Here is a 23,918-nt window from a genome sequence, read left to right as displayed (position 1 = left end):
CTGCGGTTTTTGAAGATTTAAAAAGTGATATTAACGCCAAAGCTGTACTTTTTCAGGAAAGGATAGATACCCCCTGATCCTATGTTTTCACCATCAGCCTCCATCCCTCTTGGCATATGATCAGCTTTAAATAAATTCTCACCCGAAACAAATACCTTGATGTTGTCAATCACTTTGCTCCGTAAGGTTTTATTGTCAACCGTATACCCCAAGGTAATATTCCGTACCCGAAGATATGAGCCATCAGAAAGATATTTGGTCTGCGTTCTACGATTTGAGGCTGTATTTAAGCCTGCATTGGCATATACCCGGGCGTAAGTAGCATCCGTATTGTCTGGTGTCCAGTAGTCCAGATTATTCTTATAGATCGTACCAAATTCGTTATTATACGGCCACATTAGGAAATTGCTCAACCATAGATCTCGCTTTCCTACTCCTTGGATAAATAAGCTCAAGTCAATATTCTTATACGAGAAATTACTATTCAGACCGAACTGAAAGCGACTATTACTATTGCCTATAACCTTCATATCGCCCGGATCGGATATGGTACCGGTGCCACTGAAAATAATACCGTCAGCATTTAAATCAGTATATTTAATATCTCCTGGATTCTGCGCTACACCTTTAAAATACGGAATTCCCTCTTTTAGTTTCCCGTTTTGCAAATTGGCATTTAAAGTATTTTCCTGAAAATCATCTACCGTATAATAACGATCTGTGACATATCCCCAGATCTCTCCGATTTCTTTTCCTTTGTAAAAACCATCGATCAATCCAGCACTGTTATTGATTTTGGTAATAAAACCTCTATTATCTGAAAGATTGAAAGTAAATGAATATTTAAAATCTTTAATCTTGTCTCTCCAAGAAAGTTCCAGCTCCCATCCTTTTGATTCAAGATCTGTAATATTTTGGAATGGAGGTTGAGCACCGAGAACAGCAGGTAAGTCTGCACCCTGATAAAGCATGCCTATTGTCTGCCGTCTAAACCAATCAAAACTTCCGTTCAACTTACTGTTGAACAACCCTATGTCAACACCAACATTTAAAGTACGTGCTTTTTCCCACGAAAAAGTAGAACTGATTAAATTAGGCGGATTGATTGTCAGATAGCGGATACCAGTATTTGGATCAATCCAATTGGCATTGCCTGCCCCCATCTGAGGTATCGCAGGAAAATAAACTTGATTTTTATTGGTATCAAATACGACCTGGTTGCCGATTTCCCCATAAGAAGTTCTGAACTTCAACATGGGGATACTATTTTTTAACCCCTCCATAAAATTCTCCTCGGCAACATTCCAACCGGCAGAAACTGATGGAAAAAAGCCAAACCTGCTATCTTTGAGGAATCGAGAGGAACCATCTAGCCGACCATTCAATTCCAATAGATAACGATTCTTATAATCATAGTTAATTCTGCCGAAATAACCTAAAATAGCATATTGGCTAAAACTGTCGGATGTATTTTGAGTTCCTGTACTTGTGCTCAGGGAAGGTGAACCTGGACTTAAAATTCCGTATCGGGTTGCGGAAAATGATTCTGTATAACTTTTTTCATAATTTGTTCCTACGAGCATTTTCAGATTATGATCATCCAATGCGCGACTGTAACTCGTATACAGATTTAAAGCATTATAGTCGGTCAAGGAATTTGAGCGGGTATAAAAATCTTGATTGAACAGGTATTCGGTATTAAAGTTATTTGGATTCATATACCTATTTCTGTTCTGTGCATTTTTATTGTTCAGATTATTCTTACTAAAGGTATATTCAGCAGTAATATTCCAGCCCGGTAAAGGATTATATTCCAGTTTTCCAAAGAGTCTAAGATTTTCCTCATACCTGCGTGAAGCATCTTCATATTTCAGATAATTGTTGGGCGTGCCGTAAGGAATGGATTTTCCATCGCTATCCGTAGTTTCCCCAGGATTAAGGTACGAACCGAAGGTCAGTGCCCGATAAAACATCTCACCCATATTGGCGGGGGTCAAACGATTATCTTTTTTATAAAAGACATTGACACTCGCATTAAAGTTCTTGAACAATTCAGCGTTTACATAGGCATTGAAATTATATCTACTATAGCTATCTTTTTTGGTAATCATAATACCATCTTCATTGCTATACATACCAGAAAGTCTATAGGCTATTTTTTCCGAACCACCTCTGATGGAAAGATTATGCAAGTGTTCAAATCCGGTCTGGAATACCTCATTATACAAATCGTATTCTTTAAGGGGGTATTTGGTATTATTGACTTCAGCTATTCCATTGGCATATTTAGCCGGATCCATCTGGTAGTCTTTTAATAAATCAAGCCAGGTATCCACGTTTTGTCCTGCCCAATTTGAGGTATTGCCGAAGTCTTTTAAAGCCTGCACAAACTCAAGTGGGCTCGCTTTCTCAGGAAGCGTAGATGGCCGGCTCCACGTCAAATTACTGGAATAATTGATGCTCGTCGGTTGATTTCGGGATCCTTTTTTTGTGGTAATCAGAATAACACCAAATGCAGCTCTGGCACCGTATATAGAAGAGGCGGCAGCGTCTTTCAGTACAGTGACATTTAAGATATCTTTGGGATTAATGTCGTCCATATTCATAGGAACGTTGTCGACCAATACCAAGGGGCCGCCGCCATTGATGGAAGTGACACCACGAATGTTGAGTTCGGTGGAGGTTCCGGGACGCCCACCACCAAATGTTACCTGTAAACCAGGCAAAGCCCCCTGCAAAGCTTGTGAGCTACTACTTAATGGTCGATCTCCCAATACTTTCTCCATATCAACGGAGGCAACGGATCCGGTAAGGTTTGCCTTTCGCTGTGTACCGTAACCAACAACGACGACTTCTTCCAGCGAAGTCAGATCCTCCTGTAGGATCACATTCATAAAGGCTTGACTAACCGGAATCTCCTGACTGATAAATCCCACATTACTGACAAGTAAAATCGCATTTGGACTGCTTACTTTCAACGTAAACTCGCCTTTATCATTTGTACTTGTACCACGATCCTTATCCTTTTCAACCACCGTGACTCCTGACAAAGGTAAACCCTGACGGTCTAACACCCTTCCCTTAATATCAAGCCCTTGAATTTCTTTGTTATTCACGGTGATCACATAGGTGTTTCCAGTCATATTTTCCATCCTGAGTTGAAATCTATTCAGCAATGGAACTAGGGCATTGTTCCAGTTTTGATTTTCAACAGAAATATAAGGAAGGCTTTTATTGGCTATTACATTGTCAAAATAGATGAATTTGACTTTTGTCTGCTTTTCAATCGTCTTTAAAATGGTCTTAAGATCGGTATTTTTTATTTTTAGGGATATCTTCTCCTGTGCTTTGGTACTTATTCCGAAGACCTTAACGGTAAATGCAAAAGTGAGCGCTAGGGTTAATTTTGTCATTAATGCATATTTAATGGTACCTGATTTTCGTGCAAAAAATACCTGACCATGTAAATTTTTTTTCATAGTTTTAAATTGATTATGGAACCATAGAGTGCCTTATCTTTCTCAGGGACTTCGCACTCTTATTTCATGAACGTGAAGGATACATCAATAGGTGTATCCTTTTTTGGAATTTTAGGTATAGTCTTTCATCATCGTTTTAAGGTTAATATAAAATAATTGATTCGTTTTCTTCTCTAATATGTAGCGTAGGATTAGCTGTCAAAATGGTCTTTAAAGCCATCTCCAAGCTGTAATTCTCCATTGTTCCCGTAAAGGTGATTTTCTCCAATTCGGTATTATCGATTACGACATTTCTGTTATACCATTTACTTATTTTGGAAGCAACAATACTCATCGGATCTGCTTCAAAAGAAAGTTTATTTTCCATCCATAACGCTTCGGAGGGCATCTTTTCTCCAGTCTGTACAGTCAGGGCTGTACGTTTTACCATAATTGTACTGCTCTTGTCTTTCGCAGGGTGGACTTTTCCGTTGCTTGCTATAGTGAGCTTCTCTCCAGGCACCATCCGATAGGTTTCGCCATTCTTTTTGCTTTTCAGTTCAATAGCGCCCTCCACGAGTGAGGTTTGTGTTTTGTTTTCGTCCTGATACGCTCTGATATTGAATTTAGTACCCAATACCTTTACCTCTGAATCATTATACGATACGATAAATGGATGTTGTTTATTTTTTGCGACAGCAAAAAATCCCTCGCCCTCTAATTTGACCCTACGTTCCTTTTTATTAAAATCTACTGCCAAATAGAGTTTACTGTCTCCGTTTAACCAGACGGTACTGCCATCGGGCAAATTAAGTATACGTTTCTCCCCTTTACCACTACTGTATTGTATTTTATATTCAATGCTACTCTCGTGGGATGAATACCACCATATGCCTGCAAGAAAGAAAATCATCAGACTGGCAGCTACCAAATAAAGGTAATAACGGCTTTTAAAGACACTTCTTTTTGGGACGGTATCTGTAAGATTTGTATCTCCTAGCTTCTGCCAGAGCTGATCAAATGCTTTCTCTGCTTTTTCGTTCGTCGATGGCTGAGTTCGATACTTATTTCTAATAAAATGATACAGGGCTCCGTTATCTGGATTGGCAGCCATCAACCTCTCCAACAGTAACTTCTCTTCGGCGGTCAGTGTTCCCTGAATCTCTTTGTTTAATAATTTTAGAAATTGATCTTGATCCATCTTAATTTTGAGTCTTTACAATAAGAGCCAAAAACCGACAAATATCACCAATGGAAAGTAGAAATAAATAACAACAAGCTGATTTTTAACTGTTTATTTTTTTTAGAATTATTGAATCTCTCAGGCGTCGGAGAGCCAGTTGTATATGTCGGTCGACAGTATTTGTAGAAATATCCATAATGGCAGCTGTTTCATGATAGGTACAACCCAATTCCTTTACTAAGGTAAAAGCCATCTTACATTTGGAAGGTAATTCGTCAATTACCTGCTGAATCATCTTAAGCTTTTCACCAGAGATATATTCTTGTTCTACGCTTGGATATTGATAGTTAAAGTCAATGATTTCTGAAATATCCACATGGGCATGTTGCCTTTCAAGATATTTTATCGCGTTATTTCTCACAGATCTAAAAAGATAGGTCTTAATATTCTCTATTTCCATTAACTTATCTTCCAATAGCCACAATTTCATGAAAATTTCGGAGATAATATCTTCGACAGGTTCGACCGACTTAATAATTGCATAGCCAAATTCATATAAATCGGCGTAAAATGTTTTGAACAAAGTTTTAAATGCGAGCTGGTCCCGGTTGAATACAATTGCGTAGCGCAATTCAATCCATAAAAAGGGTTCTTGATCCAACTTTTGCATTTAAATAAATTTATGAAATGGTCTATTAGAAATAAAGATATCAATTTTTGCAAGAATATAACAATTTTAAAAATCCACATTATGAACCGAGCGTGTGTGGATTGCTTTGAAATTTTTTAAAAAAGTAAAGAACCAGCAGAAACTGTGTGTATCCATAAACTGCATCTTCCACAGGAATCGTAAGTATCCTGATGCCCATAAATTGTGTTGGATTGTAGTTGACTATCGCTGACTCCAATCCCGTACCGGTAAGTAGACCATTGACAGGCAAAAATCCCAACATAAGCAAGGTAAAGACCAAAGAGGCCTGCGTAATCCATTGCACCCGGAGGACGAAGTGGAATAGCACAAGTGTCACGATAGTAACCGTAGCGGTGAGGACTGTATAGATTCTATCCGAATAGCGAAGTGCTACCACAGCACATACGATGATACTCACAAAGACTACAATATTGTTAAATGCGGAAAGAGACTGTAATCTGAAAAATTTATCGATACAGAAGTAAGTAAAAATACAGGAAAAAGGGATGAAGAAAAAGAATAGCCACTCTTCCAATGGCAAACCTCCCACAAGCAGACCTAGAGTATATCTTGTATCAAACCACCATACCCCCTTACTGGTAAACCAGACATCCCAGGCAATAAAAAATAGGGCAACAAGCGTCGCTGCCTTTAAGAAAGGGACAAACTCACGGTCGAATCGTAGCCGCTTGTCGAAGGATGCGACAAAACAGACTATGACCGTAAAAAATAAGATAAGCGAATAAGTATATTGCATCATTTCTTGTCATTGTGATTATACATTTTAAAGTACTTCATCGGAACATACAAAAAGCCGAAACATTCGCCCTCTTCCTTGCCCAAGTGTTTATGATGTTGTTTGTGGGCACGGCGAAGCGCCAAAAAATAGCGATTATTTGTTTTGCTCAACAATTTGAACCGCTGATGGATAAATATATCATGTACAAAAAAGTAGGCCATGCCATAAAGCATAATCCCTAGACCAATGTAAAACAAATAATTGTAATCCCTTAACGAGCCGTAATACATCAACGCAATGGTAGGCAGGGCAAAAATGACGAAAAAGTAATCGTTCTTTTCCAAAAATCCTTCGTTGCTATGATCATGGTGATCTCTATGCAAGATCCAAAGGAAACCATGCATAATATATTTATGAATCAGCCAGGTGGCGCCTTCCATGGCGATAAATGTAAACAGTATAATAATTAAGTTCATATCACGTAAAGCTGAGGAATTTATAGATAAGCTGTTTTATAGCGCAGATAGCTCTTAAATGCGACATAGGCTTTCTGGATATTGGGTATTCTGATCCTACTTTCCAGAATTTCCTTTGAAGATTTCTTCCTGATCTGTGCAAACAGTGAGAGGTAATATTTATACGCTAAATAAACGCCGAACTTAGCCGATGCAGGCAACTTCTTAATGCCCAGCAATGCTTCCTTAAATTCGTCATGAATTTCATCTTCGATCCGGCGTTTCATTGTATTATCAAAGCGGGTCAAATCCAGGTTTGGAAAATAGGTACGTCCAAGTACCTGATAATCGTCCTTAAGGTCCCGCAAAAAATTGATTTTTTGAAAAGCCGAACCGAGTTTCATCGCATAGGGCTTTAACTCTTCATAACGCTGACGGTTCCCTTCGGTAAACACCTGTAAACACATCAGGCCCACGACCTCTGCGGAGCCGTAGATATATTCTTTATAACGTTCAGAATTGTACTCAATCTTATTGAGGTCCATTTCCATACTATGAAGAAATTGATTAATAAGAGCAAGGTCGATATGATATTTATGTACTGTCTCCTGAAAGGCCTGCAAAATCGGGTTCAATGAGATACCTTCAACTAATGCACTGTTTGTTTCCAGGTAGAGACGCCCCAATAACCGTTGCCTATCATATCCGTGAAAACTATCTACAATTTCATCAGCCAGCCGCACATAGCCGTAGATCGCATAAATACTGGTCCGAATGCTAGGCTTGAGTGCCAAAATACCGAGCGAAAAACTTGTACTATACTTTTCGGTTGTTTTTTTGCTTACTTCATAAGCGAGTTCATCAAATAGTTTTTTCATGGTCTTATGTTTTACGATATAATTCAATGGCTTCTTTAGCGACAATTTTACCCGATATAATGGATGGCGGCACGCCGGGACCAGGTACGGTCAGCTGACCCGAATAAAAAAGATTATTGATTTTCTTGTTTCTGATCTTGGGTTTCGATACCGCTGTTTGTTTTAAAGTATTTGCTAATCCATAAGCATTTCCCCCATAGGCATTATAATCGCCAATAAAGTCGCGCACGCAATAACTTCTTTTGTATGTAATCTGTTTGTATAAGTTTTGTGTACCGGTATGCTTTTCCAGACGCGTTAACATATGGACCAAATATGCCTCACGTGTTTCTTCATCATCCGCAAGACCTGTTGCCAGGGGCATCAACAGAAAAAGGTTCTCACCGTCTGGAGGAGCGACCTGAGCATCGGTTTTGGATGGACAACAGGCATAAAACAAGGGATTTTGCGGCCATTTTTTTTCACCATAGATACAGTCAATATGATCATCCAGTGAATGCTCAAAGAACAGCGAATGATGTGTCAGATTAGGAACGGGTGATTTCATACCTAGATAATATATCAAACTGGAGGGGGCAAAGGTCCTGCTCTTCCAATAGTCTTCGTCGTAGTTTCGCAACTCCGGAGCTAATAATGTTTCGATATGGTGATAGTCGGCTGATGCGACAACAAGATCAAATGCATGATATGCTCCATTGATGTGCAGCGAGGTGATTCTATTATTTTCGATCTTAAGCGCATCGACATTATGATTGAAATGGAAAGTGGCCCCTTGCTTCTCGGCAACCTGCTGCATAGCCAGCACCAATTGATAAAATCCTCCTTTCGGATAATGGGTACCCAATGCATAACCGCCATAGTTCATCAGGCTATATAATGCAGGAATATCTTTGGGTGAAGCGCCCAAGAATATAACGGGAAACTCCATCAGTGTCCGTAACCTTTGATCCTTAAAGTATTTTGAAACATAGGATCTGAAATTGGAAAGTAAATCTAATTTAAAAGCACTAAGTGCAATCTTTGGAGAAAGAAATTCACTCCAATTGTGACAGGGTTTATTAACAAAATCGCGCATACCAACTTCATACTTGAATTTTGCTGATTCCATAAACCGATCCAATTGTTTACCAGCCCCAGGTTCGATCTGTTCAAATAATTGCTTCAACTCCTGATAGGACTCAGGTACCGGGATCTGCCCGGAATTAAATATCATTTCAAATTGTGGATTGAGCGAAACGAGCTCAAAAAAATCAGCTGTACTGCATCCAAAATCTGCGAAAAATGACTCAATAATGTCTGGCATCCAATACCAGCTCGGCCCCATATCAAATTTAAATCCCTCGGCTGTGGTAAACTGCCTCGCCCTCCCCCCGGGCTGTGTATGTTTTTCAAAAACATGCACAGCATATCCTGCCTGCGCAAGATAGGCCGCCGCTGAAAGCCCCGAAAAACCTGCACCAATAACCGCTACCTTTTTTTTCATTTTTATTGATTTAGCTACCTCCATATGAGTATTCCTACGATCTATTTACCATGACGTTTTCCCGTCTGCTGTTTCCTTCCGGCATTGAGCTGAAATCCATTTTTACAGATCAGCTTGAACATCTAGGCTAGGCTACATCTAGCGACGTTCAAACTATGGCCACACAATTGATCATCAGATTTCGCCGAATACAGTCAATCCGCAAAGCTGTTTTCTTTTATTCAATTGTGTCAATTATAATTTAACTTCCTCCAACAATTTATCTGGTGTGATATTTCTATCATAGATCACCTGATGAAATTTGCTTAATTTATCCAATAGACCAATGAGTGTTATTTTTTCACTGTAGGTCAGATCACCTGAAACAATTTGTGTAGCATGCCTTATTTTACCCATTTGCCTATCCAATGCCAATAAGCCATTTTCGGTTATATAAAGCACCTTACTTCGCCGGTCCGATTTTGAACCTTGTTGACCGATCCATCCTTGTTTGATTAAACGGTTAATAATGGCCATGCCGGCTGGCTTTTCATGAATATTCCTTCTGATCAATTCCATTTTTGTCATCTCACCAAATGACCGTAATGTAATAAGATAGATAAACTCCTCTTGCGTCGAAAAATCAGATTCCCAAATAGCAGCTTTTGAATAACTTTTTGCAAACCTGTTCATATGCACTATTAAAGTGCTGATAACACTCTCTGCACTACGCCCATTTTCCTTTCCTTCCCAGGAGGGTTCGACGGGACTACCGGTTTCCTTTGTTACTATCCAACGTTTAAATCCATCGACGTCAACGCTATAGCTACCGTCTAGATTCTCCTGCTCAAACTCCTCAAGTAATCCGATGAATTCTTTTAAAAGCTTATACTTCATATTTCCCAAACTAGAACATAAATATACTATATAAAGTTTTATTTATTTTAAAAAAGTGTTAATTTGGTATAAAAATAAACCAAACAAAGACTTAACATTACTATTTAGCCAATACAAACTTGAATCATTTGCATTTCAGTTCGTGTTTTACTTCCCCTTGCGGTAGGGTGTCCTGACATAGAAATATTTCATTCACTTCGATTTACTATCTTTGCTACAATTAGCTATTTTACAACCATTAGTTTATCTGTACATTACCGGGATTTATTTTATTTTTACTTCTCTAAAGTACTTACATGAACAGCAAAACAATCGCAATAAAGAATAAACTCGAACCCAAAAAATTGTTAAAGGTGGCAGCATTTGACAATTCAAAAGCTGTAACCAAACCACATCGACACAATGGATATCTTGAGCTTGTATTTTTGTCGGCTACATCAGGAAAACATGTAATTGATGGTAATGAAAGTCCCGTCAAAACCCCATGCGTTCTGATCATTCGAAAGGATTCTGTACATCATTGGGAATTGACTGTCCCCATAGCAGGATTTGTCCTTCTAGTCAAAAAATCGTTTATAGATCAGAGTCTAGATCTTGAAATCGCCAGGATGATCGATGAAATCAGTAAATTCGATACCATTTATTTACAAGAAAATGGGATTATACCGATCCTGCTTGAACTATTGGTGCAAGAAGAAAACAAAATATGTCAGGAAGGACTGTTTAGATCACTTTTGGCCAAGGTTTTCGAAAATATTGATAAAATGGAACAATCCACGTCGATATCCAACGACTTATATGTTCGATTTATTGAGCTATTAAATACAGATTCAAAAATCATAAATAATGTTGCATACTATGCAAATCTCCTACATACAAGCCCCCAAAATCTAAGTGCTGCCTGCAAGAGAAACGCCAATAATACGGCCTCTCAGATACTGGCTACCTATATTATAAAAGAAGCGAAAAGACTTATTTTCTATACCAACAACTCGATCGCCGAAATTGCCTTTTCATTGGGTTTTTCCGATAAATCGAATTTTTCTAAATACTTTAAACGGTATACGAGTTTCACCCCTTCTGAATTCAAGAAGCAACATGGCTAAAATTCCTTCTCACCAAACTCACTCTTAGGTAGTTTCGATGATTGATTTAGCTTGTGCATATTAAAATTGAGGTTGAGCATCAATATATTTTTTTCGTAAACATAGTTAGTCGTGGTGAAAAAGTCACTGGCGGATGTCGTAATACGCTGCTCATTGACTCCCCAATTACCAAGTTCGACAAACTGCCATTGGAGCTGTGCTTTGATCGCCCCTTTCAAAAAGCCCTTAGCCAGATTAAAATGAGGGGTAATAAATCGAGAATCTTTTCCTTGTACCGTAGGCCTTGCAGAGAGATAGTTTACCTGTAGCCCTGTACTCCAATCTTTGCCGAAATCTGCCTGAAAGCCCCCATTCATGGAATATACCCAATCACTATTGGTATTTACCTCTTTATAGGTCAATACCTGTCCTGAGATTTTATAACGGTACAGGTTCAGTCCACCATTCATTTTTAGCCAGGGTAGGATTTTCCCTTCCCCGCCTATTTCTGCTCCCCAGCGGGTCGCATAATCTGCATTGGTGAATACCCGATTGAGGATAGTATCTGCATAGACCGAATTAACACGTTGGATCGGGTTTTTAAGATGTTGATAATAGCTATTAAAAAATACACTTCCCTTGTTGAACTTCTTCACAACACCAGTCTCAATATTGGTTGTAAACTCTGGTAATAAGGTTGGGTCCCCCTGTTCCAAGGTCTCTGAGTGTTCTCGCTCGGGTATTGGATTTAGCTCGAAATTATTATTTCGTTGAACCCGCCGTGAAGCGGCGAACTTCCAGGACCAGTCCTCGCTCAGCTTATGCATCAAATTGAATGTAGGATACAATTGATGAACCGAGTACGGATATTCTACTCCGGTATTGAGCAAAAGGACATCCCGTCGATAATATTCGTAACGAAGTCCAACCGAAAATTGGGTTCGTTCAAGTTTATGATCATATTGGCTAAAAATAGCGTGCACTGTATTATTGGCATTTAACTTTCCTGTAAATTCGGGAATAAGTTTCATCGCTTCACCTGGCTTTTCGGTGGCGAAATATTCAAAGTTACCTTTCTGGCGGTCATTTCTCAGTTGGTAACCGCTCAATAGCTCACCCTGTGGCAATTTCCATTGATGTTGGACCGAAATTCGTAGTCCACGTAAGGGGTTGGTATAATTATTATTTGTCCATTGTACGGTATCGGTTCCACGTTCGATATTCGCATTTTTAGTCGATCCATATATATTGGCATATTCATAAATTGCAGCTGCCTGCAATAAATGCGCTTCACTGAACTTATACTGGTAATTGAAATCGATAAGATAGAATTCCCCTTGTTTATTCTGAAGATTAGAGTTAAAATAATTTATTGCTGAAAGTTCCCTGCCTGTTGACGGTTGAATCGTCCGGTTTGTATAATAGATATCCGCCAAACGGTCCTGAAATTTCCGTGACGCCAGCAGCCCCAGGTTAATCTGCTGTTTCTTTGAAAATGCGTAGGCACCGTTCAGTCTGATCCCAAAATTGTACTTGTCGAAACTCCGTTCGCCTTTAGATGGAAAGAACGTCTGCCGATCGCCAATAATTGTATAGACATCACCTTCCCGAAAACCCGCATTGTCATTCCGCAAATAGTTGGCAGAGCCGTTCAATTCAAGTTTATTTTTTTTGAACTGGAAAGAAATATCTCCACCAAACCGCTTTTGACTCTCATGATTTCCATAATTGTCTATACTGGGCAATCCGCCCTGAAGGTTGAGTATCCAGGCAAATCCATCTGATACAGCTTTTTTTGTCCTGAGATTTATAATTCCTCCTTTACCATCAGGATCGTATTGGGCCGAAGGGCTGGTAATATATTCGACATCGGTTACATCGTTTGCTGCGATCTGGTTTAAAATCGTCGCTGGATCCAAAAAGGAAGGTTTACCGTTAATAAGTACAATAATACCTGTATTTCCCCGCATACTTATATTTCCATTGCCATCCACAGAAGCTGAAGGTAGGTTTTTTACAATGTCCAAAGCGGTACCACCGACAGCATTTCTATACTGACTTGCCTGATAGCGCTGTCTGTCACCGGTATGTTTCTGTGTTATGGGCTCTCCCGTTACCGCGACCTCGCGCAACCGCTGATCCGTGTTCACAAGCGCAATTTCAGTAAGATTGGTCTGGTTTCTATCATCAAAATCCACTACAATCTTTTTCTGGCGATAACCAATAAATTTAACCATAAGAGAGTAGCGCCCTTTTTTCAGATCGAAAAACCGGAAATTACCGACCGAATCTGCAACCACACCATCGACAACCACACCCTGCGGATTAAGGACTGCAACGCTCGCAAAAGAGATCGGCGAACCTGTGATCGAATCCTTTATACTTCCAAAGAGGGTGTTTTTTTGCGCATACAACGTCGTTAACGCAAATAAAAGGTAGAGTAGGGTAATAAGTCTCTTCACTAGGGTTTAAGTTTATCCAAAAATAGCAAAGTTAATTGCTACGCCATATTTACTTTGAAATTATACCACAGTATTTTCAAATCGACCATTTTAAATTCTATCTTCTTTTGCAGTATACATCCGCTAAGTATTAGTCATATCGATGGAGCCACTAAACCTAAATAATCACAAACGCTATTACCAAACAAGAATTAGATAAAATATGCATGAATATAATAATCTATCCCATCGCCAAATAATACATTCTGTCGTAAAAAAATAAATTTAAAAACTCAGCAGATAATTAATTTTAAGATATTATTTTCATATTTGCTGTATATATATTATCTAATGAATTTTAACAGTTTTGGATTTTTTAACATCAAGCCGGTCTCGACTAATCATTTAATTTTTTTCAAGTGACTTTTGACCTTAACATACAACTATGTCTTATAGTAGGGTAATGAAAATATGCTAAAGAAAATCGACAATAGGCTTAATTTTTTGTCCGCAGTTGAAAAAGCTGCAATCCTTTTGAGCATATTACTGTTTATTATCTCGCTCACGCTGCCCGCTTTCTTTGTAAAGCGACCTAAAACCGAACCAGAGGAGATGGAAAGCTTATTAATCGTGTTAACGGGATGGATGTATCCATTGGGTGGAGCGATTATACCCTTCCTATTTTGGTGTGCCAATCCGATCTACCTATTTTCTATCTGCGCCCTATTAAACCGTAACAAAAAAGCCGGATTTTTTATAAGTCTCATTCCTTGCTTAATTGCGCTTGCATTCACACAAATGGACAAGATTATGACCAGCGAATCGGGATCTGAATCAGCCATCACATCGCTAGGTTCCGGCTATTTTTTATGGCTGAGCAGTTTCCTGATCCTAACGATCGGCATTGGAATAAAATTGAAGAAATGAGATAATATCACTGGGAAAAAACGGTGGAGCTGGAAATTTGATAATTGCAGAAGTGAAACGGATGCATATCAATGAAGCTATTTTGGATAACAATGGTAAAATAGATCCGCATAAACTAGATTTGGTGGCGCGTCTGGGTGGCGACTGGTACTGCAGGGTGACCGGTGATAATTTATTTAAAATTGCCAAACCAGCAGAAAAGTCTGGAATAGGTATCGGCGTAGATGCTTTTCCTCGTGAGGTCAGAAATTCCACCGTGTTAACCGGAAATAATCTGGGACTATTGGCTCTTGTTCATGCGCTACCTTCCTATGAAGAAATAGAAGCCTTTCGTAATACTGAAGAGATAAAAGAACTGCTTGATCCAAGAATCGAAAACCGCATCACGCAACTGCATTTAAAAGCAAAGGATCTGTTAGAAAATGGTCGTGTGATGGATGCATGGAAAGTGTTGTTGATGTAGCTGCCAATAGTTTCCTTTCTTAAATTGGACATTCAATAAAGATAGCGCTCAAGAAACACCTGTTTAATCTCGTCTTCGCAAGCCCGCCCTATCTGATAAGAAAAGTATACTAATCCATAGCAAACAACAGGATAGTGTTACCATGATAGTTAATTTAAGTATAAAGCCCGGAATAATTAGTGTACTCCAACCAGAAAGAACCAGATTCGGAAAAGAAATATACAATCCAATTATTACTAATATCAGCATCAATAATAATAGAATAAAAAATCGCTTCGTTACCTTCGACTTCATATCTTGATTTCAAAATCTTAAATATAAATACCTCAGTATAATTTAGCAAATATCACTATACTATTCATTATCTGAAAAACAGCTTCCAATCGATATTAAAGCGAGATACTGTGCTGATTGGGACTAGCTTTCAAAAAAGAATTTGTAAAATTGACATAAACCAATAATGATTTATTATTTTTAAAGTAAATGTTATTCATAATAGAATCAGAACATGAACAAAATCACTAAAGAAGACGTCGCCGAAGCGGAAAATCAGCTTTTTCTTGCCCAAAAGGCAAGCAATGTGGATATACTTGACCGACTCTTGTATGATAACCTCATAGCGGTTACCCCAGCAGGAGAAATGCTAACGAAAGAAATGGATTTAAATGCGCATCGATCGAAAGCAATGATTATAGAAGAAGCTTCAACAGAAATTGATCACATAAATATTATTGGAGATACTGCACTTTCTGTTGTTACGATGACTGCAAAAGGCAAAGTTATGGGCGCACCGTTAGCGGGAAAATTCAGGTATTTTAGGGTATGGAAGCATATCAACGGTTCATTACAAGTAATTGGCGCAAGTTTTATGCAATTGCCCGAATAAAAAAGAAATACTTACAGCTGGGAGGTGCTATATGATGCTATACGCTTGTAATTTGAGCCATCTTATTCAGTAGATCCGATTTCTTAAAACTGCCTCATTGGCTTCTGAGAAATACGCCTATATTACTCATTTCTAAAACTTTATCATCTATAATACCTTTAATTGATCGAGGTATTAGATCCATTTTGCCGAACATAAGGCTATATTAAGGCTGTCCCGACATGAATTTAATTAAATAGTCGAATAGTTATTGTTTCAATCATTGAAAAATAATATTTTTGGGCAAAATCCTAATTATGAAAAAGTTTTTCAAGTTTCTTAAGCTCACATTTGTTTCCATATTAACCGTTCTTTCGCTTGCTTTTTTTTATATCGTCATTTCCAATAAAATTTTCATCGGGATGGTAAATAAAAAAAATACAGATTACCTAGACCTGCACAAGGTAGACGTCACGGACAGTATTCCAAGTACATTATTCGACGATAATTTCTTTAATTCGGATATTTTTTTGCTTGGGGAAATCCACGGTTATGCTGATAACCAAAAACTGGATAAGGAACTCTTTTTATATTTGAATAAAAAACTGAATATTAGGTACTATATCGCGGAGATGGATAGTATAAATGCGGACAAATTAAATCTTTTTCTTTCAAAACCCATCAAAGACGAGATATTACTAAAAGACGTTGTGATCGCCATACGCAAGCGTATCCCTCAACAATCCAGTATCGAATTATATCGGAAATGGGATCAAATACATGATTATAATCAAAAACTAGCAGACACTGCAAAAATCAAAGTTATTGGCATCGACAAAAGCTTTACCAGTGATAAATCGACAGTATCAAGAGATTCGGCCATGGTGCAAAATCTAACGGACTATATCAAAATACATCATCTGAAAGGTGAAAAACTTTATGGGTTATTCGGCTTTTTTCATGTTTTACAACAAGGAAAAGACACAGCCAGCACTCCCTTCGCTGCAAAATTAAAGAACTGTGGCCTCAAAGTAACAAGTTTGGTAAGCTATCCTATTGACAGTGAAATGTATCTTCCGAAGAATCCACAATTCCCAACTCCATCGGATGAAAAAGTAAATTGGATAAATGCAGATGGGCCAGTTATGTTAGTAAAAGGAATTAACGATCTCAAGAAACTGAGTCGGCCAAATAGCATTTCATTATTTAAGCTAAATGGGCAAAAGTCACCTTATTTTACTTCCCAAGACCTAATTACCGTAAAATCAAGGATATTTGGCGAGAATATTACCCCTGGCAATACGAACTATACGACAGATTATTTTCAATATGTATTTTTACTCAGGAACTCAAAAGCACTTTCAAAATTGGATTAGGATATAGCGGTAAGGATTGTTCAAATTAAAGAAACTATTACACTATAAGCTATTCTATCAAATTTTAGGTATTTTTAAGTGAAAACTATAGCTAACACAATGAATTCAGTAAGAATCTTACCGCTAACCGGATTTATACTCATACTTACTGCGATCAATTTATTATTCGGTACAACGATTCTCTCTGCGCAGCAGCGATTTGAAATTGTGGGCAGTGGCAAGACGATGTCAGATAATGATATGATCTACCTAAGCTATAAAGAAGATGGAAAACTTATCATAGATTCAGCAAAGGTCAAACACAAGACTTACCGATTTAGGGGTAGAATCGGGAATTATCCCCTATCTGCTTCATTGTCCAGGAATCAGAATCCTACACATAATTATGATTTCATAAATGACTATAAGAGCATTTACCTAGAATCCGGGAAAATAATTTTAAGAAGCAATGATACACTCAGCAATTCTATTCTCTCAGGCACGGAATTGAACCAAACGCTTCAATTGAAAGACGAAAGGCTATTCCGTATCACAGACGAACGCAAACGCATAAAAGATCCTTACTTTTTTAGTGCGGAGGAATTGAAAGATACTCTTCTGGTCAAGATGAATCAACGGATTTTAGATTCGTTATTTTACATTTGGACAAATCAGGAATTGGATTTCGCGCGAGACTTTCCAGATTCGTATGTTAGCCTCGACCTGGTCAACCGGATTTCAAAGATAAATAGCCTAATAGATAAAACGGAAAGGGTCTTCGATGGGTTGAGTGAACGACTCAGAGGAATGCCCCAGGCAAATATCGCCAGAAATAATATCAACGGGAAAAAGAAAATACAAATAGGGAGCGACGCTCCTTTCTTTGAAATAAAAGACATCCAGGGAAACCCTGTGAAATTATCCTCCTATAAAGGTCAATTTGTATTGATCGATTTCTGGGCATCTTGGTGCTTGCCATGTCGAGAGGCGCATCCCACCCTTATTGAAATCGACAGATTATATAAAAAACGAAACTTTTCCATTCTTAGTATTTCCATTGACCGTAAAGAGGATAACTGGAAAAGAGCTGTCAAAGAAGATGGTCTCACATGGACGCAATTATCCGATTTAAAGGCTAGCGACAGTGATATTTATAAAAAATATGGTATTACAACAATCCCCGCTAATTTTTTGATAGATCCACATGGAAAAGTAATCGCAAAAGATCTAAAAGGGAATGCATTAAAAAATAAAATTCGTGAAATCTTAAAATGAATTTAAGTTACCATATTCATTATGCAAACTATTAGCAAGAATAGTTTGCATCGCGTTAAAATCCCCACTAATTCCTGAGTAGCATATTGTACGTCGCTAAATAATAATCATCAATCAGCTGCAAAATCAAATTATCTGTTTTGTTGCCCACCGCCAACCCTACCCAATTTTTGGTCGGGAGATACTTACTTCGAATCCATTGAACTGGTAGCTTATCTTGTTTTTCTGTGCGCAACCACTCCAATCCGCTCTCGTTAAAATAAATCTTTTCATTGGAGATGTCCATAACGACAAATGGTCTTCTCTTAAAATAAAAAATACTCATATCGAGATCAGCTAATTCATTGATGCTGATATATTTTTTTAGATGCATATAAGCATTGATTTCAGTTAACATAATGGTCTGTTTGTCTCTATTGGTTCTTTAAATCCTCCAAAGATTTCCATTAGCGATCACATCTGATTGATTGGTTCATCAACTCAAATTAACGGCTGCTTTCTCTCTCGGAATTTGGTTTATATTTCAGTTATGAATCAAATCTACCAGAATATACGCTTGGGGTTGGGGTAAATTTTGGTCTATTAGGTGGAAAAACAACAATTCTATTCAATTAATGAATGTCAAGTATAAAGCGCGTAACTGGACTTTTGATTAAAATGGTGGTATTCTTTAATTCAATTTTTCAGGATATCAAAAAAAAATAGATTTCCGCAATCCAAGCAATCGAAAAAGTCGTAAATGCTTATAAGTACAGAAAAAATTATAAACTAAAAAATTTTTGTTATGGAAAAGATAACATCAAACAATGCCTTATCATCGATCTCCGATAGTGAAATTGAAAAAAAGGATTTCAGACGAAGAGATTTTCTGAAATTAACAGGTGCTAGCATAGCATCAATTGCCATACTTGGTATGACAAGCTGTAAAAAAGACCATGATAATGACATGGACAATAGTGGTAAAGGCATGTATTTTGGCAGTGGAGATATTGCCATATTAAATTATGCATATGCATTGGAACAACTTGAGGCTGCATTTTACATCCACTTAGTCAATAATCCTTATTCCGGTATTTCGGATATGGAAAAAGCTTTCTTTACGGATCTCCGCGATCACGAGATTGCTCATCGCGAGTTTTTCAAAATGGCTTTGGGAGCGAAAGCTATATCTAGTCTTGAATTCGACTTATCAGGAATTAATTTTAGCAGTCGAGCGTCTGTCTTGGCTACCGCCAAAACATTTGAAGATCTTGGTGTTTCGGCCTATAATGGTGCAGGTTGGTTGATTAAAGATCCAAACTATCTGCTGTTGGCTGGCAAAATCGTTTCCGTCGAGGCCCGGCATGCCGCCTGGGTAAGGGATATGATCGACAATGGTAGTTTTGCGAATCAGGAAGTTGTCGATTCCAATGGACTTGATCTAGCCAAGAGCCCAAGCGTTGTTTTAAGTGCTGCTGCACCATTTATTAAATCAAAAATAGATGTTAAGGATCTACCAACTTATTAATTCACCTAAAATCTGACAATCATGAATCTCTTAAATGTTTTTGAACAAATAAATACTGTAGATCCTGAATTTAGCGATCGAATCAGTCCTCGTCGTGAAGCCATTAAAAATCTTGCTTCCATAGGCAAAAAAATCACTGTCACGACCCTCCCTTTTTTTATCAGTGAGCTCTTTAAAAAAGCTTATGGCGCCACTGCACCCACAGACGTCAACGGTGTGTTAAATTATGCACTGACCCTGGAATATCTCGAAGCGGAATACTATACAATGGGGGTGGCTAAAACTGGTCTTATTCCGTCGGGCAAACCCCTTGCTGCCATCAGCAGCATACGTGACCATGAAATTGCCCATGTCAATTTCCTCAAACAGGTACTGGGCAATAAAGCTGTTTCTAAGCCCACATTTGATTTTACCGCTGGAGGCACTTTTGGTAATGTCTTTAGTAATTACGACACTTTCCTAGCTGTAGCACAAGCATTTGAAGATACTGGCGTGCGGGCATATAAAGGGCAAGCTGGAATACTCCTCGGCAATCGGGTTGTACTGACAGCGGCTTTACAGATCCACTCAGTCGAAGCGAGACATGCCGCCCACATCCGCCAGATGCGGCGTGCCCGTGGCGGTGCCGCAGCCGATCAAAAACCTTGGATCACAGGAAGCAATGATACCGGTATCGGCGCAGTTGTAGACCCTATATATGCTGGTGAAAACAATATTACACAAGCTGGAGTGGACATCACAAGCCTCTCTGGTAATATGGGAAAAATTTCATCAAATGCCGCTACCCAAGCATTTGACGAACCACTTGCTGCAGAAGCTGTACTTAATATTGCAGGTTTATTTATTAAAGCATAACAAAAAAACGTAGTTTATCTGTTTAGCATGTCCTGATTTGTTTATCGAATCAGGGCATTTTTTTTAGATCCCCCCCATCACACAAAGTTCACTGAGCGTAGGTACATCTTTGCCACCCTCATCCTCGAGTGTGATCGCAAAAGCTTGCGCTTTGGGGATGTCTAGCATTTTGCTTGCACCATCTGCTTTTGCATCCAATGGAAATACACCAGCATTCACCGGCTTACCATCCACCATGGCCCACAATTGATATTGCTTACCTTTTGGTACGGTAGGCATCTGCTCAAGACTTAGGTAAACTGTTTTGGAGACCTGATCCCAAAATACCAACGCTTGGAGATTGGGTTTATTTTCGACCCCTTTTAGCGGAATTGTTTTAACGGCGGGATTTTGTACAAGACGCCATTTGTCCTGCAGACGAGCCAGGTTCGCTTGCTGTTGGTCAAACGACAAACTTGTTTGAGTCAATTGTTCCCTCACTTTATTCGTTTGCTGATACAACAGTACATTTGTACCAACACTGAGCACAAGCAAAACACTTGCAGCAATTCCCCAGCTATAAGACTTAGAAAGCACTGTTTTATTTCCCAATTCATCGTTGACGAGCGGTTCCGTGTTAATATCCGATCTGTTCTCTTGCTCCGCTGGTGAAGGATCGGAAGCAGCTAGGTTTTCTGCATTTAGCTTATTCCAAATATCCTCTTTTAGATATACATGCATAGTCATCGCTTGGATATCAGCCAAATCTTCAAGCGTTTTCTCCGCTTCGGCGATGGCCTGTTCCACTTCGACATTATTTTTTCGAATGCAGTTCAAGATGCTCACTTCCTCTTCCGATGCAAGCCCTAAAACATATGATTCAATAATCCCTGACGATATGTATGCTTTAATATCCAAAACTAACGATACTCCTTTAATAATTGTTGTAGCTGTAAAAATGCAGCTCTGGTACGTGTTTTGACCGTCCCTAAAGGGACGTCAAGCTGTTCGGCAATTTCCTGTTGCGTATAGCCTTCATAGTATGCCATTTCAATTAAGATACGCCATTCAGGCCTTAATTTATCCAAAATATTTCTGAATCCAATAAAATCTGCTTTAACATTTTGTTCGATTTGAGTCTGATCCAGTTCTTCCTTACTATTTACGATATTTGAAAGCGGTTGGTTTTTCTGTTCATTTAGCACAGCCTTGGATTTTCGGTAGTCTAATGCAGTATTTCGGGCGATATTGATCATCCAGGTATAGAGCCTACCTTTTTCAGGGTCAAAAAGATCAACGTGTTTCCAAACCTTTACAAATACATCCTGTATGACTTCCTCCGCATGTTCAGCCGAAGCTACAATACGGCACACAACTCCATAGAGTGCTTCTGAATAGTTGTCATAGAGATAACTAAAAGCCTGTTGGTTCTTTTTTTTCAATAAAAGAATCAGTGTCTCTTCGGGAAGGTTATGTAATGGACTCAAATTTTACGTTTATAACGTAATAAAGATGGAAATTATAAGTTTAAAAATCAAGCCGTTCAGATAAAACCAGTTAAAATACCTGATGAGCCAAATAAATACCTAATCCATGGTCTGCTTTTTAAGATTTATTGATCTCCGATAGGGCAGTGTGTACGGCGAATATTTTTCAAAATATCATTTAAAATCGCCTCATTTAATAATAATTACTCAACTTTGTATAAGTTGAATTCAAAAAAAAATGATGTTACATAAAGTTCTTATTTTGAGCTTAGGAATCTACAGTCTGATAAGTTGTACTTCGCAAAAGAATATTAAAGCAAATGAAGAAGCTACCGAGCGTATAGAGCTATCTGAAAGCCAACAAAAAATGTTGAAAGAATATCCTTTGCAAATTAAGTTCAATGGTATTTTAGAAGAAAGCCGTTGTCCTAAAGGGGTAGACTGTATATGGGCGGGAGTTGCAGTTGCCGAAATTGAAATATCGGAAAAGGCGGCCAAGCCTATTATCCTGAGTCTTGCTACAACCGATATGCAAGCCAGAGGATACCAGAAGCAGACTAATCTTAACGGGTATACTGTTGCATTACAAAATGTAGCTCCTTACCCCACAGCGGAACACGGAGCAAAAGAACTGAAAGGAAATTATAAGATTGTTATCACAGTACAAAAAAAATAAAAGACCTGTTTCACACTATATGGTGATATCACCCCCTTCTGTATTTCTTTAGAATTCGCTGATAAGCATCCTTCTAATTGATAAGGAGTATCCGTCATTCGATATTTGGAATACAACATTGATACAGTCATCTAGCGGCCGGACATCCTACCTGCTTGATCTAGGCAGTTCTTTGATCCAGATATTCCGGAAGTCTACAGGTTGACCTTCGCTCTGTAAGGCGATAAATCCACTGCTCAACAACTTACCGTCAATTTTCATTTTAGGGTCGTAACCGTTCGCAATCCCGCCCCCGATCTGCGGCTTTGCGTATTCAAGAACCGTGTCACCATTAATGATGTGTTTGATCAGTGAATCACCCAATACAATTAATTCGCCTTTAACCCATTGATCACCATCGTAAGTCTTGGACGTTGAATTTATACAATGTGAAGCGGCTATCTTACCTTGATAAACAACATTGGTTCCTGGAGAACACATATTTCCCGTAGGACGAGGCTGGCCATCACTTAATCCGCCTAAAAGTTGCATTTCTACAGAAATCGGCCAATCCTGTTCTTTCAACATTGTCCGGGGATCCTGTGAATGAAACATAATACCGCTATTGCGTAGCGTGTAAGAAGGAGCTCCTTTATGAAGTTCCCCTACAAACCTATACTCAAATTTTAAGTGATAATACGAAAAGGGCGTTTTATAATATAAATGACCAAACTGGTCATTGAAGTCATCGTATTGATCGTACCTGATTTTGATAATCCCATCTTCCACCCTAAACGTATTTCCATAGTTAACACCTACTTCGTGGTGATGAATTTTGACAAACCAATCTTTAATATCTTTACCATTGAATAATGATTGCCAAGCTTCGTTCCTATCCTGATTCTCTTTTATTCCTATGCAGCCCTCCAACAGCAGAATAACGGCTGAGATTATATAGATCAATCTTTTCATTTAATACTTATTTGGTTTAAATTGTATAGCAAGATACAATATATTCCATTAAGCTTCATTGTTCATTTTTAATTACTATGAGCAACAGCACAAAAAAAACTTCGAATGCCGTTAGCATTTGGGAAAGTCTTTCTATAAAAAGCAGCGATAATTACATAATTTAAAATAATGCTGTCTCTGAGCACATACCAGAATCATCGCTGATCGACCTACCGCTTAAGGTCGCTTCAACTTAACAAAGACTGTAAATCTACCGGGGCTCATGAAACCTCCCGAGAATTCGTTACAA

22 protein-coding genes are annotated in these 23,918 nt (G+C 38.5%); 9 read left to right on the top strand and 13 right to left on the bottom strand.

Translation table 11 applies throughout. From position 1 onward, the window contains the following. Nucleotides 1–17: 17 nt before the first annotated feature. The 8 genes from ABDW32_RS08570 to ABDW32_RS08535 all read right to left on the bottom strand — a co-directional run bounded on the left by ABDW32_RS08570 (nt 18) and on the right by ABDW32_RS08535 (nt 9,763). Nucleotides 18–3,479, bottom strand: a complete 3,462-nt coding sequence (locus ABDW32_RS08570) for a TonB-dependent receptor (protein ID WP_343561379.1) — start codon at nt 3,477–3,479, stop codon at nt 18–20. Between the two features lie 142 nt (nt 3,480–3,621). Next, complete coding sequence (locus ABDW32_RS08565) at nt 3,622–4,659, bottom strand: FecR domain-containing protein (RefSeq protein ID WP_343561378.1); 1,038 nt, start codon at nt 4,657–4,659, stop codon at nt 3,622–3,624. Between the two features lie 85 nt (nt 4,660–4,744). Beyond that, a complete protein-coding gene (locus ABDW32_RS08560; protein WP_343561377.1) occupies nt 4,745–5,311 on the bottom strand; it encodes a sigma-70 family RNA polymerase sigma factor in 567 nt (188 codons plus the stop codon). A gap of 79 nt (nt 5,312–5,390) precedes the next feature. After that, a complete protein-coding gene (locus tag ABDW32_RS08555) occupies nt 5,391–6,092 on the bottom strand; it encodes a lycopene cyclase domain-containing protein (protein ID WP_343561375.1) in 702 nt (233 codons plus the stop codon). After that, a complete protein-coding gene (locus tag ABDW32_RS08550; protein ID WP_343561373.1) occupies nt 6,089–6,547 on the bottom strand; it encodes a beta-carotene hydroxylase in 459 nt (152 codons plus the stop codon). Before ABDW32_RS08550 ends, ABDW32_RS08555 begins: the two co-directional genes overlap by 4 nt. 20 nt (nt 6,548–6,567) lie before the next feature. After that, complete coding sequence (locus tag ABDW32_RS08545; RefSeq protein ID WP_343561371.1) at nt 6,568–7,404, bottom strand: phytoene/squalene synthase family protein; 837 nt, start codon at nt 7,402–7,404, stop codon at nt 6,568–6,570. A 4-nt stretch (nt 7,405–7,408) separates the two neighbouring features. Next, entirely contained in the window at nt 7,409–8,887 is a 1,479-nt protein-coding gene (gene crtI, locus ABDW32_RS08540) for a phytoene desaturase family protein (RefSeq protein ID WP_343561369.1), read from the bottom strand. A gap of 234 nt (nt 8,888–9,121) precedes the next feature. After that, a complete protein-coding gene (locus ABDW32_RS08535; RefSeq protein WP_343561367.1) occupies nt 9,122–9,763 on the bottom strand; it encodes a helix-turn-helix domain-containing protein in 642 nt (213 codons plus the stop codon). A gap of 296 nt (nt 9,764–10,059) precedes the next feature. Here ABDW32_RS08535 and ABDW32_RS08530 point away from each other — a divergent pair, with 296 nt between their 5' ends. Continuing rightward, a complete protein-coding gene (locus ABDW32_RS08530) occupies nt 10,060–10,869 on the top strand; it encodes a helix-turn-helix transcriptional regulator (protein ID WP_343561365.1) in 810 nt (269 codons plus the stop codon). Here ABDW32_RS08530 and ABDW32_RS08525 read toward each other — a convergent pair. Next, the gene (locus ABDW32_RS08525; RefSeq protein ID WP_343561363.1) at nt 10,866–13,310 is read right to left on the bottom strand and encodes a TonB-dependent receptor; all 2,445 of its coding nucleotides are present in this window, start codon (nt 13,308–13,310) and stop codon (nt 10,866–10,868) included. The genes ABDW32_RS08530 and ABDW32_RS08525 overlap by 4 nt on opposite strands. A 450-nt stretch (nt 13,311–13,760) precedes the next feature. On the opposite strand from ABDW32_RS08525, the gene ABDW32_RS08520 reads away from it, so the two are divergent. The 5 genes from ABDW32_RS08520 (at nt 13,761) to ABDW32_RS08500 (ending at nt 18,174) form a co-directional block, all read left to right on the top strand. Further along, nucleotides 13,761–14,216 carry a hypothetical protein gene (locus ABDW32_RS08520; RefSeq protein ID WP_343561361.1) on the top strand — a complete coding sequence of 152 codons (456 nt, stop codon included), beginning with the start codon at nt 13,761–13,763 and terminating at the stop codon, nt 14,214–14,216. Between the two features lie 61 nt (nt 14,217–14,277). Continuing rightward, the gene (locus ABDW32_RS08515) at nt 14,278–14,679 is read left to right on the top strand and encodes a hypothetical protein (protein ID WP_343561359.1); all 402 of its coding nucleotides are present in this window, start codon (nt 14,278–14,280) and stop codon (nt 14,677–14,679) included. A gap of 508 nt (nt 14,680–15,187) precedes the next feature. After that, nucleotides 15,188–15,565 carry a nuclear transport factor 2 family protein gene (locus ABDW32_RS08510; protein WP_343561358.1) on the top strand — a complete coding sequence of 126 codons (378 nt, stop codon included), beginning with the start codon at nt 15,188–15,190 and terminating at the stop codon, nt 15,563–15,565. A gap of 401 nt (nt 15,566–15,966) precedes the next feature. After that, on the top strand, nt 15,967–16,920 hold the full coding sequence (locus ABDW32_RS08505) for a hypothetical protein (RefSeq protein ID WP_343561357.1): 954 nt from the start codon (nt 15,967–15,969) through the stop codon (nt 16,918–16,920). 99 nt (nt 16,921–17,019) lie between these two features. Then, nucleotides 17,020–18,174 carry a TlpA disulfide reductase family protein gene (locus ABDW32_RS08500; protein ID WP_343561356.1) on the top strand — a complete coding sequence of 385 codons (1,155 nt, stop codon included), beginning with the start codon at nt 17,020–17,022 and terminating at the stop codon, nt 18,172–18,174. Nucleotides 18,175–18,241: 67 nt separating this feature from the next. On the opposite strand, the gene ABDW32_RS08495 is transcribed toward ABDW32_RS08500, so the two are convergent. Beyond that, entirely contained in the window at nt 18,242–18,571 is a 330-nt protein-coding gene (locus tag ABDW32_RS08495; RefSeq protein ID WP_343561355.1) for a hypothetical protein, read from the bottom strand. Between the two features lie 387 nt (nt 18,572–18,958). Here ABDW32_RS08495 and ABDW32_RS08490 point away from each other — a divergent pair, with 387 nt between their 5' ends. Further along, on the top strand, nt 18,959–19,681 hold the full coding sequence (locus ABDW32_RS08490) for a ferritin-like domain-containing protein (RefSeq protein ID WP_343561354.1): 723 nt from the start codon (nt 18,959–18,961) through the stop codon (nt 19,679–19,681). 21 nt (nt 19,682–19,702) lie between these two features. Further along, nucleotides 19,703–20,536 carry a ferritin-like domain-containing protein gene (locus ABDW32_RS08485; protein WP_343561353.1) on the top strand — a complete coding sequence of 278 codons (834 nt, stop codon included), beginning with the start codon at nt 19,703–19,705 and terminating at the stop codon, nt 20,534–20,536. Between the two features lie 63 nt (nt 20,537–20,599). On the opposite strand, the gene ABDW32_RS08480 is transcribed toward ABDW32_RS08485, so the two are convergent. Together ABDW32_RS08480 and ABDW32_RS08475 are read right to left on the bottom strand one after the other, a co-directional pair. After that, nucleotides 20,600–21,433: an anti-sigma factor gene (locus ABDW32_RS08480; protein WP_343561352.1), complete on the bottom strand. Its 834-nt coding sequence runs from the start codon at nt 21,431–21,433 to the stop codon at nt 20,600–20,602. Nucleotides 21,434–21,435: 2 nt separating this feature from the next. Beyond that, nucleotides 21,436–22,002, bottom strand: a complete 567-nt coding sequence (locus ABDW32_RS08475; protein ID WP_343561351.1) for a sigma-70 family RNA polymerase sigma factor — start codon at nt 22,000–22,002, stop codon at nt 21,436–21,438. Between the two features lie 238 nt (nt 22,003–22,240). On the opposite strand from ABDW32_RS08475, the gene ABDW32_RS08470 reads away from it, so the two are divergent. Next, on the top strand, nt 22,241–22,678 hold the full coding sequence (locus ABDW32_RS08470; RefSeq protein ID WP_343561350.1) for a hypothetical protein: 438 nt from the start codon (nt 22,241–22,243) through the stop codon (nt 22,676–22,678). A 147-nt stretch (nt 22,679–22,825) separates the two neighbouring features. On the opposite strand, the gene ABDW32_RS08465 is transcribed toward ABDW32_RS08470, so the two are convergent. Continuing rightward, nucleotides 22,826–23,629: a DUF1080 domain-containing protein gene (locus ABDW32_RS08465; protein WP_343561349.1), complete on the bottom strand. Its 804-nt coding sequence runs from the start codon at nt 23,627–23,629 to the stop codon at nt 22,826–22,828. Between the last annotated feature and the right edge of the window lie 289 nt (nt 23,630–23,918).

This window comes from Sphingobacterium sp. (assembly GCF_039596235.1).
In the GTDB taxonomy this organism is placed as follows: Bacteria; Bacteroidota; Bacteroidia; order Sphingobacteriales; family Sphingobacteriaceae; genus Sphingobacterium.
This window is presented reverse-complemented; position numbering and strand designations above follow the sequence as displayed.